Annotated in this window: 15 protein-coding genes; 3 read left to right on the top strand and 12 right to left on the bottom strand. The window is 72.4% G+C overall.

Features of this window, described 5'->3' with window-relative positions:
* Window positions 1-21: 21 nt before the first annotated feature.
* Together QWZ14_RS23200 and QWZ14_RS23195 are read right to left on the bottom strand one after the other, a co-directional pair.
* Window positions 22-1209 carry a M20 family metallopeptidase gene (locus tag QWZ14_RS23200; protein ID WP_290319317.1) on the bottom strand — a complete coding sequence of 396 codons (1188 nt, stop codon included), beginning with the start codon at window positions 1207-1209 and terminating at the stop codon, window positions 22-24.
* A gap of 63 nt (window positions 1210-1272) precedes the next feature.
* Window positions 1273-2166, bottom strand: a complete 894-nt coding sequence (locus QWZ14_RS23195) for a LysR family transcriptional regulator (RefSeq protein ID WP_290319316.1) — start codon at window positions 2164-2166, stop codon at window positions 1273-1275.
* Between the two features lie 105 nt (window positions 2167-2271).
* On the opposite strand from QWZ14_RS23195, the gene QWZ14_RS23190 reads away from it, so the two are divergent.
* Window positions 2272-3153, top strand: a complete 882-nt coding sequence (locus QWZ14_RS23190; protein ID WP_290319315.1) for a VOC family protein — start codon at window positions 2272-2274, stop codon at window positions 3151-3153.
* A gap of 23 nt (window positions 3154-3176) precedes the next feature.
* Here the strand turns inward: QWZ14_RS23190 and QWZ14_RS23185 are convergent, their stop codons facing one another.
* The 4 genes from QWZ14_RS23185 to rutA form a co-directional block, all read right to left on the bottom strand.
* Complete coding sequence (locus QWZ14_RS23185; RefSeq protein WP_290319314.1) at window positions 3177-4139, bottom strand: Bug family tripartite tricarboxylate transporter substrate binding protein; 963 nt, start codon at window positions 4137-4139, stop codon at window positions 3177-3179.
* On the bottom strand, window positions 4136-5020 hold the full coding sequence (locus QWZ14_RS23180) for a fumarylacetoacetate hydrolase family protein (protein WP_290319313.1): 885 nt from the start codon (window positions 5018-5020) through the stop codon (window positions 4136-4138). The genes QWZ14_RS23185 and QWZ14_RS23180 overlap by 4 nt, the downstream gene beginning before the upstream one ends.
* Before the next feature lie 91 nt (window positions 5021-5111).
* Window positions 5112-6506, bottom strand: a complete 1395-nt coding sequence (locus QWZ14_RS23175; protein WP_290319312.1) for an amidase — start codon at window positions 6504-6506, stop codon at window positions 5112-5114.
* A gap of 93 nt (window positions 6507-6599) precedes the next feature.
* Window positions 6600-7682, bottom strand: coding sequence for a pyrimidine utilization protein A (rutA, locus tag QWZ14_RS23170; protein WP_290319311.1), 1083 nt, complete (start codon window positions 7680-7682; stop codon window positions 6600-6602).
* 71 nt (window positions 7683-7753) lie between these two features.
* Between rutA and QWZ14_RS23165 the strand changes: the two genes are divergently transcribed.
* Window positions 7754-8668, top strand: a complete 915-nt coding sequence (locus QWZ14_RS23165) for a polysaccharide deacetylase family protein (protein ID WP_353959334.1) — start codon at window positions 7754-7756, stop codon at window positions 8666-8668.
* A 70-nt stretch (window positions 8669-8738) separates the two neighbouring features.
* On the opposite strand, the gene QWZ14_RS23160 is transcribed toward QWZ14_RS23165, so the two are convergent.
* The 5 genes from QWZ14_RS23160 to QWZ14_RS23140 form a co-directional block, all read right to left on the bottom strand.
* Window positions 8739-10322 carry a gamma-glutamyltransferase gene (locus QWZ14_RS23160; RefSeq protein ID WP_290319310.1) on the bottom strand — a complete coding sequence of 528 codons (1584 nt, stop codon included), beginning with the start codon at window positions 10320-10322 and terminating at the stop codon, window positions 8739-8741.
* 108 nt (window positions 10323-10430) lie between these two features.
* Window positions 10431-11084 carry a GntR family transcriptional regulator gene (locus QWZ14_RS23155; protein WP_290319309.1) on the bottom strand — a complete coding sequence of 218 codons (654 nt, stop codon included), beginning with the start codon at window positions 11082-11084 and terminating at the stop codon, window positions 10431-10433.
* A gap of 375 nt (window positions 11085-11459) precedes the next feature.
* Window positions 11460-12425 carry a Bug family tripartite tricarboxylate transporter substrate binding protein gene (locus QWZ14_RS23150; RefSeq protein ID WP_290319308.1) on the bottom strand — a complete coding sequence of 322 codons (966 nt, stop codon included), beginning with the start codon at window positions 12423-12425 and terminating at the stop codon, window positions 11460-11462.
* A complete protein-coding gene (locus QWZ14_RS23145) occupies window positions 12425-13387 on the bottom strand; it encodes a Bug family tripartite tricarboxylate transporter substrate binding protein (RefSeq protein ID WP_290319307.1) in 963 nt (320 codons plus the stop codon). The genes QWZ14_RS23150 and QWZ14_RS23145 overlap by 1 nt, the downstream gene beginning before the upstream one ends.
* Window positions 13388-13389: 2 nt before the next feature.
* A complete protein-coding gene (locus tag QWZ14_RS23140) occupies window positions 13390-14352 on the bottom strand; it encodes a Bug family tripartite tricarboxylate transporter substrate binding protein (RefSeq protein ID WP_290319306.1) in 963 nt (320 codons plus the stop codon).
* 113 nt (window positions 14353-14465) lie between these two features.
* Between QWZ14_RS23140 and QWZ14_RS23135 the strand changes: the two genes are divergently transcribed.
* Window positions 14466-14906, top strand: a complete 441-nt coding sequence (locus QWZ14_RS23135) for an acyl-CoA thioesterase (RefSeq protein WP_290319305.1) — start codon at window positions 14466-14468, stop codon at window positions 14904-14906.
* A 3-nt stretch (window positions 14907-14909) separates the two neighbouring features.
* Here QWZ14_RS23135 and QWZ14_RS23130 read toward each other — a convergent pair whose 3' ends face one another.
* Window positions 14910-16703 carry a glycoside hydrolase family 15 protein gene (locus tag QWZ14_RS23130; RefSeq protein ID WP_290319304.1) on the bottom strand — a complete coding sequence of 598 codons (1794 nt, stop codon included), beginning with the start codon at window positions 16701-16703 and terminating at the stop codon, window positions 14910-14912.
* Window positions 16704-17001: the final 298 nt, after the last annotated feature.

Below are 17001 nucleotides of genomic sequence, written 5' to 3'. Positions count from 1 at the left end.
TCAGCTGGTGGGGCCGCCTGCCTATAGCCCCGCCCGGTCCAGCCGCAGGATCGCCCGCGCCATCGCCTGGGCCCGCGGCACCAGGCTCGCCACCTCCAGGTATTCCTCCGGGCTATGGGCCTTGCCGCCGACCGGGCCGACCGCGCAGATGGTCGGCGCGCCCACCGCCGCGGTGAAGCCGCTGTCGGCGCAGCCGCCGCTGAACTCCCCGGTGATGCGGAGGCCGCTCTCGCCCGCGGCCGTTTGGTACATCTCGAACAGCTTCGCCGCCGCCGGGGTCTGGGTCAGCGGCAGGAATTCGCCGCGGATGGTCAGCGTGGACTTGGTGCCGGGGATGAAGGACCGGCCGATGATCGCGTGGATCTTGCCCATCACCTCGTCGCGGTCGGCGGGCTCCCGGTAGCGCAGGTCGATCTGCCCCTGCGCCCAGGGCGCCACGGTATTCACGCTCTGCCCGCCGGAGACCAGGCCGACGTTGAGGGTGATGCCGCGCTCGAGGTCGGTCAGCGCATGGATGGCGGTGATCTTGGCCGCCAGCTCGCCGATGGCGCTGATCCCGGCCTCGAAATTGCCGCCCGAATGGGCCGCCTTGCCCTCGATGTCGAAGACCGAGAAGACCCCGCCCTTGCGGCCGGTAACCACGCCGCCATTGGGTCGGCCGGGCTCGGAATTGAAGACCACGCGGGCCTCGCGGGCGGTGCTCTCGATGACGGCGCGGCCCTCCGGGCTGCCGATCTCCTCATCCCCGGTGAACAGGCCGAGCAGCGGCCCGGGCGCCCCGCCGAATTGCTGGAAGGCGGCCAGGACGAACATGTTCATCACCAGCCCCGCCTTCATGTCGGCGACGCCGGGGCCGGAGGCGATGCCGCCCTCGATGCGGAAGGGCCGGCGGCCCGGCTCGCCCTTGGGGAAGACCGTATCCCGGTGCCCCATGAGGACGATCTTCTCGCGGGCATTGCCGCGGGAGAGGCGGTCCTCGCCGGCGACCATGGCCTTCAGGCAGTCGCCATGCTTCTCGCGCGGGACGACCTCCACCGGGATGCCGCGCTCCGACATGAAGCGCTGGACGATGCCGCCCACGGCGTCGACGCCCGCCTTGTCGTAGCTGCCGCCATCGGTGTTCACCATGGCTTCCAGCACGCCCAGCATGGCCTCCTGCTGGGTGGCGAGCCAGGCGGTGATGGTGGCTTCGGTCGTTTCGGCGTGCATGGGTCCTCGCTGGGCACAGATCTGCGGCGGAGCCTGTGCCGCGGGGCCGGGCGAGGCAACCCCTCAGGCGCCGGCCGCGGCCAGTTGCCGGCGCAGCCGGGGGGCGAAGAAGTCGACGAAGGCCCGGACATGCGGCAGCCGGCGGGTCGCCTCGGCGGTGACCAGCCAGACCTCGGCGGCGAATTCCGGCATGGGCGGCAGGACCCGCAGCAGCGTCGGATCGGCATCGGCCATCAGGCACGGCAGCGAGCCGATGCCGATGCCGCGGCGGACCGCATCGAGGATGCCGAGCGTGCTGTTGCTGCGGTGGGCGATCCGCGCGCGCGGCGCCACTTCGGCGAGCCAGCGATGCTGCGGCCGGGTATCGATATGGCCGATGCCGCGGATCAGCGCATGCCGGTCCAGCGCCGCGGCATCGGCCGGCAGGCCCTGCGCCGCGGCATAGTCGCGGCTGCAGTACAGCCCGACCCCGATGCGGCCGAGCCGGCGCAGGACCAGGGCCGGGTCGCCCGGGCGCTGGCCGAAGCGGAGGCCGACATCGGCCTCGCCGCGGGCGATGTCGAGCATCTCGTCGCCGGCGATCAGATCGACATGCACTGCCGGATGCGCCGCCTGGAATTCCGGCAGGCCGGGCAGGATCAGGGCGCTGGCGGCGATGTCGATGGTCGTCACGCGCAGGGTCCCGGCCGCGCCGCGCGCCATGGCGGCGGCGGCATCGGCCAGGGCGAGCGCCGCCGCCTCCACCCGCGCCGCTTCGGCGAACAGGCCGCGGCCCTGCTCGGTCAGCCGGTAGCCCTCCTGGCGGCGCTCGAACAAAGTGACGCCCAGCGCCGCCTCGAGCGCGGCGATGCGCCGCGCCGCGGTGGACTGGCTGGTGCGCAGCAGCCGGGCCGCGCCGAGGGTCGATCCCTGCCGCCCGACCGCCAGCAGGACCCGCAGGTCGTTCCAGTCGTACATGCGGCCCATTCTCCATTTTCGGGGAATGATCCTGCAAGAGCGGTGCTTCCGGCAGCGCAAGCAATGCCGCTACCAAGCCGGCCGCAAGACGCGGAGGGTAGGACGATGGAGAAGGCGTCGGCCGGCGTGTGCCTGGCCCATGTGACGATCGAGGTCCGGCGGCCGGACCGCTGGAAAGGCTTCCTGGCTTCGGTCTCGGAGGGCCGCGCCAGGGTCGAGTGGCTCGAGCCCGGCAGCTTCGGCAGCATGTCGCGGGCGCTGCGGATTCGTCCCGGCCGGGCCGACGACCTGGTGGCGCTCGGCCTTGCCTGGTCCGCGCCGGCGGAATTCGAGGCGGCACTCGCGCGGCTCGCGGCGCGGGGCGTGGTGGCCGAGCCGATCGAGCGGCCCGGCGTCCTGCGTGCTGCCCAATGCGAGGACCCCGCCGGGAACCGGCTGGAACTGCTGCTGCAGGATGGAGAGGATGTGGCGACGGAGTCCTGGCCGGTCGGCCATGTCGCCCTGGCGCATGCCGAGCCCGAGGCGCTGACCGCCTTCTACGGCGACGTCATCGGCTTCCGCCTGAACGAGACCCTCCGCACCCGGCTTGGCCCGATCGCGCTGCGCGGCGGCTTCCTCGGCGGGGCGCGGCGGCACCACAGCATCGCCGTGCTGAACGTGCCGAGCCGGCGCCGCCTGGGCCATGTCATGTTCGAGGCGCCCGATATCCTCACCGTCCTGCGGGCCGCCGACCGGGCGCGGCGGGCCGGCATTCCCTTCAGCCTGGACCTCGGCCAGCATCCGCCGCCGGATGGCACGACCTCGTTCTATGCCGGGTCCCCTTCAGGGTTCGATATCGAGATCGGCGGCGACAGCCAGGATTTCGCCGCGTCGGAGGACGCCGCGCCTGGCGAAAGCGCCACCACCAGCGCCTGGGGCCATGCCCCCAGCCTGCGGACGCGGCTTCGGGTGGCGCAGGCCATGGCGCTGGAGAAGCTGGGGTTCTGAGCCGGGCCGGCGATGGATCCGCGCTATTCAACCCGGCCGATGCGCTGCACCGCGCGCTGCAGCCGGGCCGCATCCGTCCGGAAGAAGGCCTCGAAGGCGGCGCCGTCCCGGTAATCCAGGGTATTGCCGCCGGCGGACAGCGCCCGCTGCACCTCGGCGTCCCGCGCCACGGTCCCGAGCGACTGGCGCAGCGCCGCCAGCACGGGGGGAGGGGTCGCGGCGGGGGCGAAGACGCCGGCCCAGATGTAGAATTCCGCCTCCGGGAAGCCGCTCTCGATCAGGGTCGGCACGGCCTCGTAGCCGGCCAGCCGCTGCGCGCCCCAGCTTGCCAGCGCCCGCAGCCTGCCGTCGCGGATATGCGGGGCGATCGGCCCCGGCCCGCTCGCCAGCGCCTGCACCTGGCCGGCCAGCAGGGCGGTCAGTGCCGGGGCGCCGCCCTGGAAGGGGACGTGCAGCAGCTCGATCCCCGCGGCCTTGGCCAGCATCGCCATCGGCACGTGCAGGGCCGAGTAGTTGCCCGAGGAGGAATAGGAGATCGCCCCCGGCCGGCGCTTCGCATCGGCGAGGAACTCGGCCAGCGTCTTCCAAGGCGCATCGGCGGCGACGACCAGCACGGTGGGGTCGGCGGTGAACAGTGCGACCGGGGCGAGTTGGTCCAGCTCATAGGCCGGCGCCCGGCCGAACAGCCGCGTCGCCTCCGGCAGGATCGCCAGGGAGGAGAGGGCCATGAGCAGGGTCAGCCCGTCGGGGGCCGCGCGCGCCACGAAGGCATTGCCGATCTCGCCCGCCGCGCCGGCCCGGTTCACCACCGGCACCGGCTGGCGCCAGAGCCGCTCGAGCCCCGCCGCCACCGGCCGCGCCACCACATCGGCTTGGCCGCCGGGTGGGAAGGCCACCACCATGGAGACCGGGCGGCTTGGGTAGTCCTGCGCCCGGGCCACCGCCGGCAGCGCGACCGCCCCGGCCAGCAGCGCCCGGCGCCTCATGCGACCGTGTTTTCCAGCACGCCGATCCCGGCCACCTCGATCCGCACCACGTCGCCGGGCTTCAGGAAGCGCGGCGGCTGGAATCCGATGCCCACCCCCGCCGGCGTGCCGGTGGCGATGATGTCGCCCGGCTCCAAGGTGATCCCGGCCGAGATCGCCTCGATCAGGGTCGGGATGTCGAAGATCAGGTCGGCGACCAGGGCATCCTGCCGCTTCTCGCCGTTCACATGGGTGGTGAGCCGCAGCTTCGTCGGGTCCGGCGCCTCGTCGGCGGTCAGGATGGCCGGGCCCATCGGGCAGAAGCCGTCGATGCCCTTGCCCAGGATCCACTGGCGGTGCTTGTGCTGCAGGGTCCGCGCCGTCACGTCGTTGACGATGGTGTAGCCGAAGACGTGCTGCGCCCAGTCGGCCTTGGCGATGCCGCGGCCGCCCTTGCCGATGACCACCGCCAGCTCGCCCTCGTAGTCGACGCTCCCGGTCGGGTCGAGGAAGGAGGGGATGGTATCGCCAGGGCCGCTGACCGAGGTCGGCGGCTTGCTGAACACCACCGGGGCCTCCGGCACCACCTCCTTGGCGGTGGCATCGAAGCCGGAGCCGGCGAATTCCTTGGCATGCTCGTGGTAGTTCTTGCCGACGCAGAAGATGTTCTTCATCGGCCGCGGGATCGGCGCCAGCAGCACCGCATCCTCCACCACCGCCGCCTGCGCCGCCGCGGCGCGGGCCCGCTTCAGCATCGCCTCGCCGCCGGCGATCAGCGCCGGCATGTGGTCCCAGGACACCGCCTGGTCCGCCGCCGACAGGTCGAGCACCGCCCCATCGGCCCGTAGCGCGCCAACCCGCCCACCGGCCCAACCGGGCCGCTTGTAAGTCACCAGGCGCATCTACTGATCTCCCTCGCTGGCCGAGTGTGCCGGGAATGCCGATCCCGGCGCAACCGCGCCAGGGCCGGCCCCGTGCTCAGGCGGGCCCCCTTCAGGCGGGCTCGGCGATCGGGATGGACGCCGCCCGCTCCAGCGCCCGCGCCCCGCGGAAGACCAGGTCATCGCGGTAGAGCGCCGCGGCAAGCTGCACCGCCCGCGGCATTCCCGCCTCGTCGAGGCCGATCGGCACGCTGATGGCCGGCTGCCGGGTCAGGTTGAAGGCGAAGGTCCAGGGCGCCCAGTCGCGCCACAGCGCCTCGGCCGGGCGGATGGTCGGCTGGTCGGCGGCGAAGGCGGCGGTGGGCGTGGTCGGGCAGAGCAGGAGGTCGTAGCGCTGGTGGAACCGCGCCATGGCGTGCGCCGCCTCGAGCCGCAGCGCCTCGGCGCCGAGGAAATCGACCGCGCTCATGCCGGCCTCGCGCTCCGCCACCTCGGCCAGCCCGGCATCGAGCAGCGCCCGCCGCTCCGGCGCGATCGTCGAGACCAGCCGGGCCAGGGCCACGCCCCAGACCCGGCCGAAGATGGCCCGGGTATCCGGCAGCCCGGGATCGGCCTCCTCGACGATGGCGCCCTGGTCCTCCAGCAGCCGCGCCGCGCCGACCAGCGCCGCCTCGCCATCGGCATCGATCGGCGGCGCGAAGCCCAGCCGCCGCACCACCCCGATGCGCAGCCCGGCGACGCCGTCCTCGATTCCCCGCCGCCAGTCCTGCGCCTCATCCGGCAGCGAGAAGGGGTCGCGCAGGTCGTGCTGGGCCAGGGCCGAGAACATCAGCGCATTGTCCCGCACCGTGCGCGTCATCGGCCCGGCGCAGGCGACATTGGCGAAGGCGCCCAGCGGCCATTGCGCGATCCGCCCGAAACTGGGCTTCAGCCCGACCAGGCCGCAGAAGGCCGCGGGAATGCGGACCGACCCCCCGGCATCGGTGCCGAGGTGCAGCGGCCCGAAGCAGGCCGCCCCGGCCGCGCCGGCGCCGCTGCTCGACCCGCCCACGGTGCGGTCTCGGTTCCAGGGGTTGCGGGTGATGCCATGCAGCGGGCAGTCGCCCGGCGACTTCCAGCCGAATTCGGTGGTGGTGGTCTTGCCGAGGATCACCGCCCCGGCCTGCTTCAGCCCCATGACGGCGGGGGCATCCTCCGTCGCCGGGGTCGCGTCGGTCGTCTTGCTGCCGCGGCGGGTCGGGAAGCCCGACAGGGTCAGCAGGTCCTTCACCGTCGCCGGCACGCCATCGAGCAGCCCGATCGGCCGGCCGGCCATCCAGCGCGCCTCGCTCTCCCCCGCGGCCTGTAGCGCGCGCGGATTCAGGGCGGCGAAGGCATTGACCCAGGGGTTGTAGCGGGCGACCCGCTCGGTCACCGCCTTCAGTACCTCCACCGGGCTGAGCGCCCGCCGGGCATAGAGCGCCAGCAGCGTCTCGGCGGACATCAAGGCGGGGTCGGTCTGGGTCATCACGGGTCCTGCGGCGGCTGCGGGCAATCTGCGCCGCCGCCCGGGCGGATGAAAGCCCCGGACCCGATGCGCAACGGCGCCCTCCGCCGCGCCTCAGGCGGCGGCGGCCATCACGTGCCGGCGGCATTGCATCAGCGGCTGGATCCGCTGGCCAAAGGCGTCCATGCCGATGAGGAAATCGTCGAAGGTCAGCATCAGCCCCTTCACCCCCGGCATGGTCGCGGCCTCGTCCAGCATCCGCGCCACGTTGGCATAGCTGCCGACCAGCGTGCCCATGTTGAAGTTGATCGGCGAGGCGGAGCGCTGGATCGCCGCCGCCATCGAGGTCGCCTCGGTATGCACGTCGGCCGCGGCATGGCCGAGCAGATGCGCCAGCGCCTCGCGGTCGGCGCCGGCGTTGTAGCTGTCCCACTTGGCCATCGCCGCCTCGTCGGTCTCGTCGGCGATGACCATGTAGAGGATGTAGGAGCCGACATCGCGCCCGGTCCTGGCCGCCGCCGCCAGCATCCGCCGCGGCACGTCGATGCATTTCTGCGGCTCGTTCACGCCCTCGCCCAGGGCGAAATTGTAATCGCAGTAGCTCGCGGCGAATTCCATCCCGCGGTCGGACTGCCCGGCGGCGACCAGCTTGATGGGCACCGAGGGGGCCGGGCTCATCTTGCAGGCGTCCATCTGGAAGAACTCGCCCCTGAGGTCGCTGGTTCCGGTGTTCCAGAGGTCCTGCATGATGCGGACGTATTCGGTGCTGTAGTCGTAGCGGCGGCCGAAATACGCGTCGCCCGGCCACATGCCCATCTGGCTATATTCCACCTTGTGCCAGCCCGAGACGATGTTCACCCCGAAGCGCCCGCCCGAGATGCTGTCGACTGTCGTCGCCATGCGCGCCACGATCGCCGGCGGGATGGTCAGCACCGCGACCGAGGCATAGAGCTTGATCTTCGAGGTGATGGCGGCGAGGCCGGCCATCAGGGTGAAGCTCTCGAGCCCATGGTCCCAGAACTCGGTCTTGCCGCCGAAGCCGTGCAGCTTGATCATGGACAGGGCGAAGTCGAGGCCGTAGCCCTCGGCCTTCTGCACCACCTGCTTGTTCAGCTCGAAGCTCGGCATGTATTGCGGCGAGTTGGCGGAGATGAGCCAGCCGTTGTTGTTGATGGGGATGAAAACGCCGATATCCATAGTCGCGCCCCTATTGCTTTAAGCTGATTGCCGAACAGCAATTCGCATGCCACGACGGGCTTTCGCAGGAGATGCCGGGATGCCGGACGAGACCGCCAAGGCAGGCACGCCGCACCCCTGGGAATGGCCGGAAGCGCATTGGCGCCACTTGGTCGGCAACGCCCGGGCCGGCCGCAGCCTGGCGCCGCGCGGCTGGCCCGGAGGCGCCCGCTGCTGCGTCACCTTCTCGTTCGACGCCGACCACGAGACCATCCCGCTGCGCGACGCCGACAGCAGCCCGATGCGCATCAGGCCAGTACGGCAACCGCCAGGGCGTCCCGCGGATCCGGGCGCTGCTGGCCCGCTATGGCCTCCGCGCCAGCTTTTTCTACCCCGCGGTATCGGCCCTGCTGCACCCCGACGAGATCCGGGCGGTCGCCGACGAGGGCCATGAGATCGGCATCCATTCCTGGATCCATGAGGCGAATACCGCGCTGCCGCCCGGCGTCGAACGCGACCTCACCTTCCGCGCCGCGGATGTGCTGGAGCGGCTCGCCGGCCGCCGCCCGGTCGGCATCCCCACCGCGAGCTGGGACTTCTCGGTCGATACCCTCTCCATCATCCGGGAACTCGGCCTGCTGTATGACAGCAGCCTGATGGCCGACGATGACGCCTACGAGCTGCTCGACCACGGCGCGCCGACCGGGATCGTCGAGCTGCCGCCGGAGTGGATCCGCGACGACGCGCCCTACTTCAACTTCATCCGCTTCAGCGCGCTGCGCCCCTATACGGCGCCCTCGGCAGTCGAGGAGATCTTCCGCGCCGAATTCGAGGGCGCCCATGCGGAAGGCGGCATGTTCCTGCTGACCATGCACCCGCATGTCGTCGGCCATCGCAGCCGCATCGCCCTGCTCGACCGGCTGGTCCAGCACATGAAGGCCAAGGGCGACGTATGGCTCGCCACCCATGCCGAGGTGGCGCGCCACGTGAAGGATCAGGCTGCCTGAGCCTTGGGCCGCCGGGCCGGCGCCTGCCCAAGGATGACGCAGCGGCAAGGTGCGGCGCCGGCCGCCGCGGCTACCCGGCGACGGCGGCGCTCCAGGGGCTCATCGCATCGCTGATGCCGACGACCTCGCCGTCCGGGCCGCGCCGGATCAGGTTGGGGCAGGCGAAGTTCAGCGGCATCACCGAATGCTCCACGACCTCCGGCTCTCCGGCCCCCGCGGCCACCAGGGCCGCCAGCACCTCGGGCGCCAGTCGCCGGTCGGCGGTCAGCCCATCGGGCCCCGAGACATCGATCCGCGGGTGATGCGCCGCGGCTTCCGGGTCCATGCCGAAATCGGCGACGAAGGCCAGCAGCTGCAGCACCGAGGCCATGATCCGCCGGCCGCCCGAGGCGCCGCCGGCCATCTCCGGCTGGTCGCCCGCGGCCAGGATGAAGGGGGACATGTTGGTCAGCGGCCGCTTGCCCGGGGCGATGGCATTCGGCGTCCCCGGGGTCGGGTCGAACCACATCACCCCGTTGTTCATCAGCACGCCGGATTTCGGCAGCACCACCCGCGAGCCCATGGAGGACAGCAGGGTGGTGGTCATGGCCACCATCATCCCGTCCTTGTCGCAGGCGGTGATATGGGTGGTGCAGGTCTCGGCCCCCTTGGGCTCGGCCTCGCCCAGCCCGGCCAGGCGTTCGGCATAGGCGACCTGCATCGCCCGGGCCAGCTGGCCGTACCAAGCGGGGGAGGGGGCCGCGCCCAGCGGCGCATCCGCCATCTGCTCCAGCACCCGCGCGGTGGTCGGCGCCGCGGTCAGGCCATTCGCCAGCATCAGTGTCCGGCCACGCCATGGCACGGCCGTCGCCGGCAGCACCCGGGCCCGGCAGCCCGCCAGGTCGGCGGCCGAGAGCACGCCGCCCATCTCCCGCACGTCGGCGGCGATCTGCGCCGCCACCTCGCCCTCGTAGAAGTCCCGCAGCCCGGCCTGCTGCAGGCGTTCGAGCGTCGCCGGCAGGTTGCCCAGGGTGAAGAAGCCGGGGGTGCCCTGGTAGGGTGCCACCGGCGGCAGCCCGTCCCGCAGGTAGATCCGCGCCGATTCGGGGTAGAGCCGCAGCACCGCGGCCGAGGCGGCGACCTTCAGCGTGGTGTACCAATCCTGCGGCAGGCCGCGCTGCGCCAGCGCCACGGCGGGGGCCAGCACCTCGCGGATCGGCAGCCGGCCGTGGCGCTCGTGCAGCAGCGCATAGCCGGCGACCGAGGAGGGGATGACGAAGGAGAGCGGCCCGTGGATGTTGCGGTCGCCCTCGACCTCCGGCCAGGCGAAGAGGTCCTGCTTCATCCGGCCGGTCAGCGGGAAGGCGCTGCTGTCCAGCCCGGCCGGCGCGACCGGGCCGAAGTCGAAGGTCTCGGCCACCGCCATGCCGGGACGCATCACCTGCGCGAAGCCGATGCCGCCGAGGCCGCTGTTCCAGGGCTCCAGCGTCGCCAGGGCGAAGGCGGTGGCGACGATCGCATCCGCCGCGGTGCCGCCGGCGGCCAGCATCGCCGCGCCGGCCTCGGCCGCCACCTTCACCTGGGAGACGACCATGCCCCCGCCGCCGCGGGCCGCGGGCTTGCGGATCTCCCAGTGCTGGGAGGTATGGGGGGTCGGTTGGTAGCGTGACGACATGGCGGTGCTCCCGCGGGTGATGCGTGCCGCATCGTCCCGCCGCGGCCGGCCTGGGGCAAGAGCCGATCTCGGTCCTGCGCCTAGGCCGTGGCCTGGAAGGAAACGGTCCTACAACCCGGCCGGCCGGAGCCGGCGTTCGGCCACCACCTGCTCGAAGTTGATCTGCCGGTGCCAGTTGATGTGCAGGTCGAGCGTCGCCAGGGCCACCGCTTCCTGCCCGGCTTCCATGGCGGCGACCAGGGTGCGGTGCTCCTCCTCGGCTGCGGCCCGGGGGCCGCCCTGCTGCGCCAGGCCCCAGATCACCGCGAGCTGCCGTGCCAGGCTTTGCCACAAGGCCAGCAGCGGCGCGTTGCCGGAAGCCCGGCACAGCTCCGCGTGGAAATCCTCGTCCGCCAGCACGATGGGAGCCGGGTCGCCGAGCCGACAGGCCTGGGCATAGACCTCGGCCGCCAGGGACATGCGGGCGAAGCGCTCTGCGCCGCCGGAGGCCCGCAACGCCTCCTGGACCGCGAGGCTTTCCAGGGCGAGGCGGAGGCGCATAAGCGACGCCACGCCCGCGTTGCTTACCTGCATCAGCCGCATGCCCTTGTAGGGCGTGCTGGCCACGATCCCTTGGCTTTCCAGCAGCCGCAGCGCCTCCCGCACCGGCACGCGGCTGATCCCGAGGTCGCGGGCGATCTCCGCTTCGACCAGCCGGTCGCCCGGCAGGAAGAGGCCGCGGACGGCGGCGGCGACGATGGCCTCGGCCGCCTGCTCGACCATCGTGCGCGGCTTGACCGGCAGGAGGCGACGGGGCTCTGCCAAGCTTGCGGAAGCGGGGGCGGCGACCAAACTTGCAGGCGCATCAGCCTGCGCCCGGTGGTCCCGAACAGCCACGTGGTGCCCCTGTCCTCTCGCGAAGACTGTCCTGTCGCGAAGAACTGAAGTCTAAATTCAACCTGTTGGTTTGTGAAGGCCTAGCTCTGGCCCGATCTTCGCTCAGAGCCATGCCCGGTCCGGGCCGAAAGGCCCGTCAGCGCCCGGGCCTCCCGGAAAAACCGAGGTTCGAGGCCGGATAGGACGGCTGGCCCGTGGTGGCGGCGGCTGCTTTGCCAGGGGCTGCAAAAAAGCAACATGTCGCAGTATTCGCGTTCGGGTTCAGTCCCGCCAGGGGCGTTGGTGCCAAAGGCTCTGCAAGGAGGCATCCATCTCCGCCACCATGCCCCGGTAGGCTGGGCCGATCAGCGGGCGCAGCGGCAGGGCCAGCCGCTCCGCTTCCCGTAGGAAGGCGGAATCGGCCAGCACGGCGGCGAAGGCCGCCTCCAGCCGGGCGAGGATCGGGGCCGGCAGGCCAGGCGGCCCGACGAAGCCGCGGCTCGCGGTGGCCACCACGTCGAAGCCCTGCTCCCGGAAGGTCGGCACCTCCGGCAGCGCCGCCCAGCGAGCCGGCGAGGCCTGGCCCAGGGTCCGGACCTGGCCTTCCTTGGTCAGCCCCAGCCCATCCGAGGCATTGCCCACCACTAGGTCCACGTGGCGGCCGAGCAGGGCCTGCATGGCCGGAGCGGCGCCGGCGAAAGGAACATGCGTCATCGGCGGCAGCTTGCCCTCCGCCTCGAAGGCCAGCATGGCGATGTGGTCATCCGAGCCGACGCCGGTGGTGCCGTAGTTCAGCGTCCCCGGCCGTGCCTTGGCCGCCGCGGCGACATCCGCGAGGGACCTGAGGGGGGAGGCGCCGGCGACGAGGAAGGCATTGGCATCCTCCACCACATTGGCGAGGAAGCTGAATTCCAGCGGCCTGTAGCGCACCGCCCGCTCGATCGGGATGGCCTGCAGCACCGGGGCGGTGACCGAGCCGATGGTGTAGCCGTCCGGCGCCGCGTTGTAGATTGCCTCGAAGCCGAGCTGGCCGCCGGCCCCGGCCCGGTTGGTGACAACGCTGCGGCCGCCGACCTGCGCCGCGACGAGGGGCATCATCAGCCGGGTCATGATGTCGACGCCGCCGCCGGGCGGGTAGGGGACGATGGCCTCGATCGGCCGGTCGCCCGGCCAGGCCGCCTGCGCCCGCAGCACCGCCGGGGCCGCCATTCCAACCGCCAGCGCAGCCAGCCCGCGACGCGAAACCATCAGGAGTCCTTCCAGGGATGGCGCTGCCACAGGGCGCGCAGCGCGAGTTCCATCTCGTTGATCATCGCGGCATAGGCGCCGCCGATCAGCGGCCGCAGCGGCATCGCCAGCCGGGCCGCATCGGCGAGGAAAGCCGGCTCGGCCAGGGCCGCGGTGAAGGCGGCCTCGTAGCGCTGCCGCATCGTGCCCGGCATGCCCGGCGTGCCGACGAAACCGCGGGAGGCGCCGGCGACGAAGTCGAAGCCCTGCTCGCGGAAGGTCGGCACCGCCGGCAGCGGGTCGAAGCGGGCCGGTGCGGCGACGCCCAGCGCGCGGATCCTGCCATCCCGCTGCAGGGCGATGGCCTCGCTGATGTTGCCGACCAGCAGGTCGATATGCCCGCCGAGCAGGGCCTGGGTCGCCGGGGCGCTGCCGAGGAAGGGGGCGTGGACCATGGCCGGCAGGCCCTGGGCCGCCTCATAGGCCAGCATGGCGATGTGGTCGTCGCCGCCGACGCCGGTGCTGCCGTAGGAGACGGCGCTGGGCTTGGCCTTCGCCGCCGCCGCCAGGTCGCCGAGGCTCCGCAGCGGCGAGGCGGCCTCGACGAAGAAGGCATTGGGGTCCTCGACCACATTGGCGATCCAGGCGAACTCCGCGGTGCGGTAGCGGACGCTGCGCTCGATCGGCAGCGCCGGCAGGGCCGGAGCGGTGATGGCGCCGAGCGTGTAGCCATCGGGTGCCGCATTGAAGACCGCCTCGTTGCCGATCTGGGTACCAGCGCCGGGACGGCTGACCACGATGAAGCGCGCCCCGCCGCCGAGGTGGCTGCAGACATGCGGCATCAGGATGCGGGCCATGGCGTCCAGCCCGCCGCCCGGCGGCACCGGGACGATGACCTCGATCGGCCGCTCGCCGGGCCAGGCCGATTGCGCGCGGGCGATGGCGGGGGCCGTCAGGGCGGCCAGCAGGGTCCGGCGGCGCATGCTCAGCCCTCCTTCCAGGGCCGGCGCTGCCAGAGCGCCTGGAGCGAGGCGAGATCGGCGGCCATCATCCGCCCGTAGTCGTCGCCGATCAGCGGCCGCAGCGGCAGGTTCAGCCGGGCGGATTCGGCAACGAAGGCCGGGTCGGCGAGCGCCGCGCGGAAGGCCTCCCGCAGCGCGTCGCGGATCGGGGCCGGGATGCCGGGCGGGCCGGCGATCCCCCGCGCGCTGCCGCCGAGGATGTCGAGGCCCTGCTCGCGGAAGGTCGGCACGTCGGGCATCTCGCTCCAGCGCTGCGGCCCGGCCTGGCCGAGGCAGCGGATGCGGCCCTCCCGCAGCAGGCCGATGCCCTCGCCCATGTTGAAGCTGCCGATCGGCAGCCGGCCGCCGAGCAGGTCCCGGAGCGTCGGGCCGGTGCCGTTGTAGGGGATGTGGATCAGCCGCGTGCCGGTGGCATTCTCGAAGGCGATCTGCAGGATGTGGTCGTCCGAGCCGACGCCCGCGGTGCCGACGCCGAAGGCCTCGGGCTGCTGCTTCGCCGCGGCGGCGAGGTCGGCGAGGTTTTTCCAGGGGCTGTCGGGGTGGACCCAGAAGCCGGCGGGGTCGTCGACCACATTGGCGATCCAGGTGAACTCGGCCGGGCGATAGCGCGGCGCGCGCTCGATGCTGATCGCGTTCATCGCGGTATTGGTGGCGGCGCCCAGGGTATAGCCATCGGGGGCGGCGTTGAAATTCGCCTCGAAGCCGAGCTGCCCGCCGGCGCCGGGGCGGTTGGTGACGACGAAGCGGGAGCCCGGCAGGCGCGGCGCGACACTGGCGACGATGCCGCGCACCATGGTGTCGACGCCGCCGCCGGCGGGGAAGGGGACGAAGACCTCGATCGGCCGGGCCAGCGGCCAATTGGACTGGGCGCGGGCCACCGCGGGCAAGGCGAGGCCGGCGGCGATCGCGCCGCGACGTGACAGCATGGTCCCCTCCCGGGCCGTATTTTGTTGCAGCCTGCGCCAGCCGGGCCCCACGCGTCCAGCCTTCCGGCACGGCGGCCGGCAGGGCAGAGTGCCGCGGCACGGGAGACAGCGGCATGACGGATGCGGAGCGGGCCGAATTCGGCATCGAGGGCGGTTGGGCGATGATCCGGCGGCACCGGGTGCGCTGGTCGGAATGCGACCAGTATGCCCATGCCAACAACACCGCCTACCTGACACTCTGCGAGGACCTCCGCGTCTCCCACTGGCTGACGCTCGGCGGGCGGTTCGAACTCGGCGCGCCCGGGCCGGTGGTGAGCCAGATCGAGGCCCGCTACCTCCGTTCGCTGGCCTTCGACGACGCGGTGGCGACGACCCTGCGCCCGGGCACGATCCGGCGGACCAGCTTCACGCATGAGTATGCGGTCTGGAAGCAGGGCCTCGTCTTCAGTTGCCGGACCGTGCTGGTGCTGATCGTCAACGGCAGCGGCGAGAAGGTGCCGATCCCCCCCGCCATGCGCGCCCGGCTCATCGCGGAGGGGGCGCGCGAGGAGTAACGGCTAGGCGGCCGGCGGCCGCGCCGTGCTCCTCCCCAGGGCCAGGGCCAGGCTGACCAGCCCGAGATGCGAGAAGGCCTGGGGGAAATTCCCCACCTGCCGCCGGGCGACGGTGTCGTATTCCTCGGCCAGCAGGCCGACGTCGTTGGCCAGGCCGACCAGCCGGTCGAGCACCGCCAGCCCCTCCGCCTGCCGGCCCTGCAGGGCATAGACCTCGCCGAGCCAGCCGGTGCAGGCGAGGAAGGTGCCCTCCCGGGTCGGCGCCATCCCCTCCACCGCCGCATCCGGCCGGTAGCGGAGCACCAGCCCGTCCTCCATCAGCCCGCGCTCGATGGCGGCGACGGTTCCGATGATGCGGGGGTCATCGGCCGGCAGGAAGCCGACCAGCGGCAGCCGCAGCAGGCTGCCGTCCAGCGCGGTGTCGCCGTAGCTCTGGGTGAAGCTGCCCATGGCCGCATTGAAGCCCTCGGCGCAGACCTCCGCCTTCACCGCGTCGCGCAGCAGGCGCCAGCGCTCCAGCGGGCCGTCCAGGGCGAAGTCCTCGGCCGAGCGGAGCGCCCGGTCGAAGGCGACCCAGACCATGACCTTGGACTGCACGAAGTGGCGGCGGCGGCCGCGCACCTCCCAGATCCCCTCGTCGGGCTCGCGCCAGACCTGCTCCAGGTGCGCGAGCATGGCCTTGGTCATCGCCCAGCCCTCGGGCATCGGCGGCAGGCCGACCTTCCGGGCGGCGTAGAAGGCGTCCATCACCTCGCCGAAGACGTCGAGCTGGAGCTGGCTGCCGGCGGCATTGCCGATCCGCACCGGGGCCGAGCCCTCGTAGCCCGGCAGCCAGGGCAGGATCTGCTCCGGCGTCCGGTGCTCGCCGGCCAGGCCATAGAGCGGCTGCACCTGGGAGGGGCTGCCGGCGACCGCGCGCAGCAGCCAGCGGCGCCAGGCCTCGGCCTCGGTCAGGTGGCCGGCGCCGACCAGCGCGTGCAGGGTCAGCGCCGCGTCGCGCAGCCAGCAGAAGCGGTAGTCCCAGTTGCGGCTGCCGCCCAGGGTCTCCGGCAGGGAGGTGGTGGGCGCGGCGACGATGCCCCCCGTCGGCGCATAGGTCAGCGCCTTCAGCGTCAGCAGCGAGCGCCGCACCATCTCCGGATGCGGGCTGCCGGCGTCGATCCGGCAGGAGGCCAGCCAGTCCTGCCAGTGGTGCTCGGTCCTGGCGACCATGGCCGCGGCGTCCACGGCCGGTCCGGGATGCTTGTGCGAGGGCGTCCAGACCAGGTGGAAAGGGATGCATTCGCCGGGGCTGACGGTGAACTCGGCGACGGTGCGGCAATCCTGCCCGCGCACCGGCACGAAGCTGCGGAAGGCGAGCTGGTCGGGGCCGCAGACCGCCAGCAGCGTGCCGTCATGCCCGCGATGCACCCAGGGGATCAGGGCGCCGTAGTCGAAGCGGATGCCGAGGTCCATCGCCATGGCGACCCGGCCGCGGCGCCCCTCGACCAGCCGCAGCACGTCGGCCGCGCCGTTGCGCAGCGGCATGCAGTCGACCAGCGCGACGACGCCGTCGGCGGTCTCGAATTCGGTCTCCAGCACCAGGGTGCCGGGCCGGTAGCGCCGGGTTACCCGCAGGATCTCGGCCACCGGAGCGATCTTCCAACGGCCGTGCTCGGGGCCGCCCAGCAGCGCGGCGAAGCAGGCGGCGCTGTCGAAGCGCGGCAGGCAGAGCCAGTCCATCGAGCCGTCCCGCCCGACCAGCGCCGCGGTCTCGCCATCGCCGATCAGGGCGTAGTCTTCGATCCTCAGACCCATTCTGCATCATCCTCCGGGGCGGGAACGGTGGGGGCGGGGAAAGGATGCCGAAGGATACGGAAGCTTACAGGGCGGCGGGGCGCAAGGACGCTGGGCGGCAGGCATTCCACTTGACGGGGCATTTCGGTGACGACAGTCTCGCAGCACATGCCCGGGAACCGGAACCTCTCTGACCGACGCCGACGTCGCTGCACCCAAGCGGCGGCTCCTCGGGCTGCGCGTCGATCGGCATGTTCTTGTGCGGTGCTGGCCTCGCCATAGGCCCCACCCGCCGAAGCCACCTCGGCCCGCATTCCTG

Source organism: Paeniroseomonas aquatica, from assembly GCF_030409335.1.
In the GTDB taxonomy this organism is placed as follows: domain Bacteria; phylum Pseudomonadota; class Alphaproteobacteria; order Acetobacterales; family Acetobacteraceae; genus Belnapia; species Belnapia aquatica.
Note: the sequence above shows the minus strand (reverse complement) of the source record. Positions and strands in the feature narration are given on the sequence as shown.

Excerpts from the sequence above, each read along its gene's own strand:
- rutA (WP_290319311.1), bottom strand. The coding sequence starts at position 7,682 with ATGGATATCGGCGTTTTCATCCCCATCAACAACAACGGCTGGCTCATC.
- QWZ14_RS23140 (WP_290319306.1), bottom strand. The coding sequence starts at position 14,352 with ATGCTGTCACGTCGCGGCGCGATCGCCGCCGGCCTCGCCTTGCCCGCG.
- QWZ14_RS23130 (WP_290319304.1), bottom strand. The coding sequence starts at position 16,703 with ATGGGTCTGAGGATCGAAGACTACGCCCTGATCGGCGATGGCGAGACC.
- QWZ14_RS23155 (WP_290319309.1), bottom strand. The coding sequence starts at position 11,084 with ATGGTCGAGCAGGCGGCCGAGGCCATCGTCGCCGCCGCCGTCCGCGGC.
- QWZ14_RS23195 (WP_290319316.1), bottom strand. The coding sequence starts at position 2,166 with ATGTACGACTGGAACGACCTGCGGGTCCTGCTGGCGGTCGGGCGGCAG.
- QWZ14_RS23145 (WP_290319307.1), bottom strand. The coding sequence starts at position 13,387 with ATGCGCCGCCGGACCCTGCTGGCCGCCCTGACGGCCCCCGCCATCGCC.
- QWZ14_RS23190 (WP_290319315.1), top strand. The coding sequence starts at position 2,272 with ATGGAGAAGGCGTCGGCCGGCGTGTGCCTGGCCCATGTGACGATCGAG.
- QWZ14_RS23160 (WP_290319310.1), bottom strand. The coding sequence starts at position 10,322 with ATGTCGTCACGCTACCAACCGACCCCCCATACCTCCCAGCACTGGGAG.
- QWZ14_RS23185 (WP_290319314.1), bottom strand. The coding sequence starts at position 4,139 with ATGAGGCGCCGGGCGCTGCTGGCCGGGGCGGTCGCGCTGCCGGCGGTG.
- QWZ14_RS23135 (WP_290319305.1), top strand. The coding sequence starts at position 14,466 with ATGACGGATGCGGAGCGGGCCGAATTCGGCATCGAGGGCGGTTGGGCG.
- QWZ14_RS23165 (WP_353959334.1), top strand. The coding sequence starts at position 7,754 with ATGCCGGGATGCCGGACGAGACCGCCAAGGCAGGCACGCCGCACCCCT.
- QWZ14_RS23150 (WP_290319308.1), bottom strand. The coding sequence starts at position 12,425 with ATGGTTTCGCGTCGCGGGCTGGCTGCGCTGGCGGTTGGAATGGCGGCC.
- QWZ14_RS23200 (WP_290319317.1), bottom strand. The coding sequence starts at position 1,209 with ATGCACGCCGAAACGACCGAAGCCACCATCACCGCCTGGCTCGCCACC.
- QWZ14_RS23180 (WP_290319313.1), bottom strand. The coding sequence starts at position 5,020 with ATGCGCCTGGTGACTTACAAGCGGCCCGGTTGGGCCGGTGGGCGGGTT.
- QWZ14_RS23175 (WP_290319312.1), bottom strand. The coding sequence starts at position 6,506 with ATGACCCAGACCGACCCCGCCTTGATGTCCGCCGAGACGCTGCTGGCG.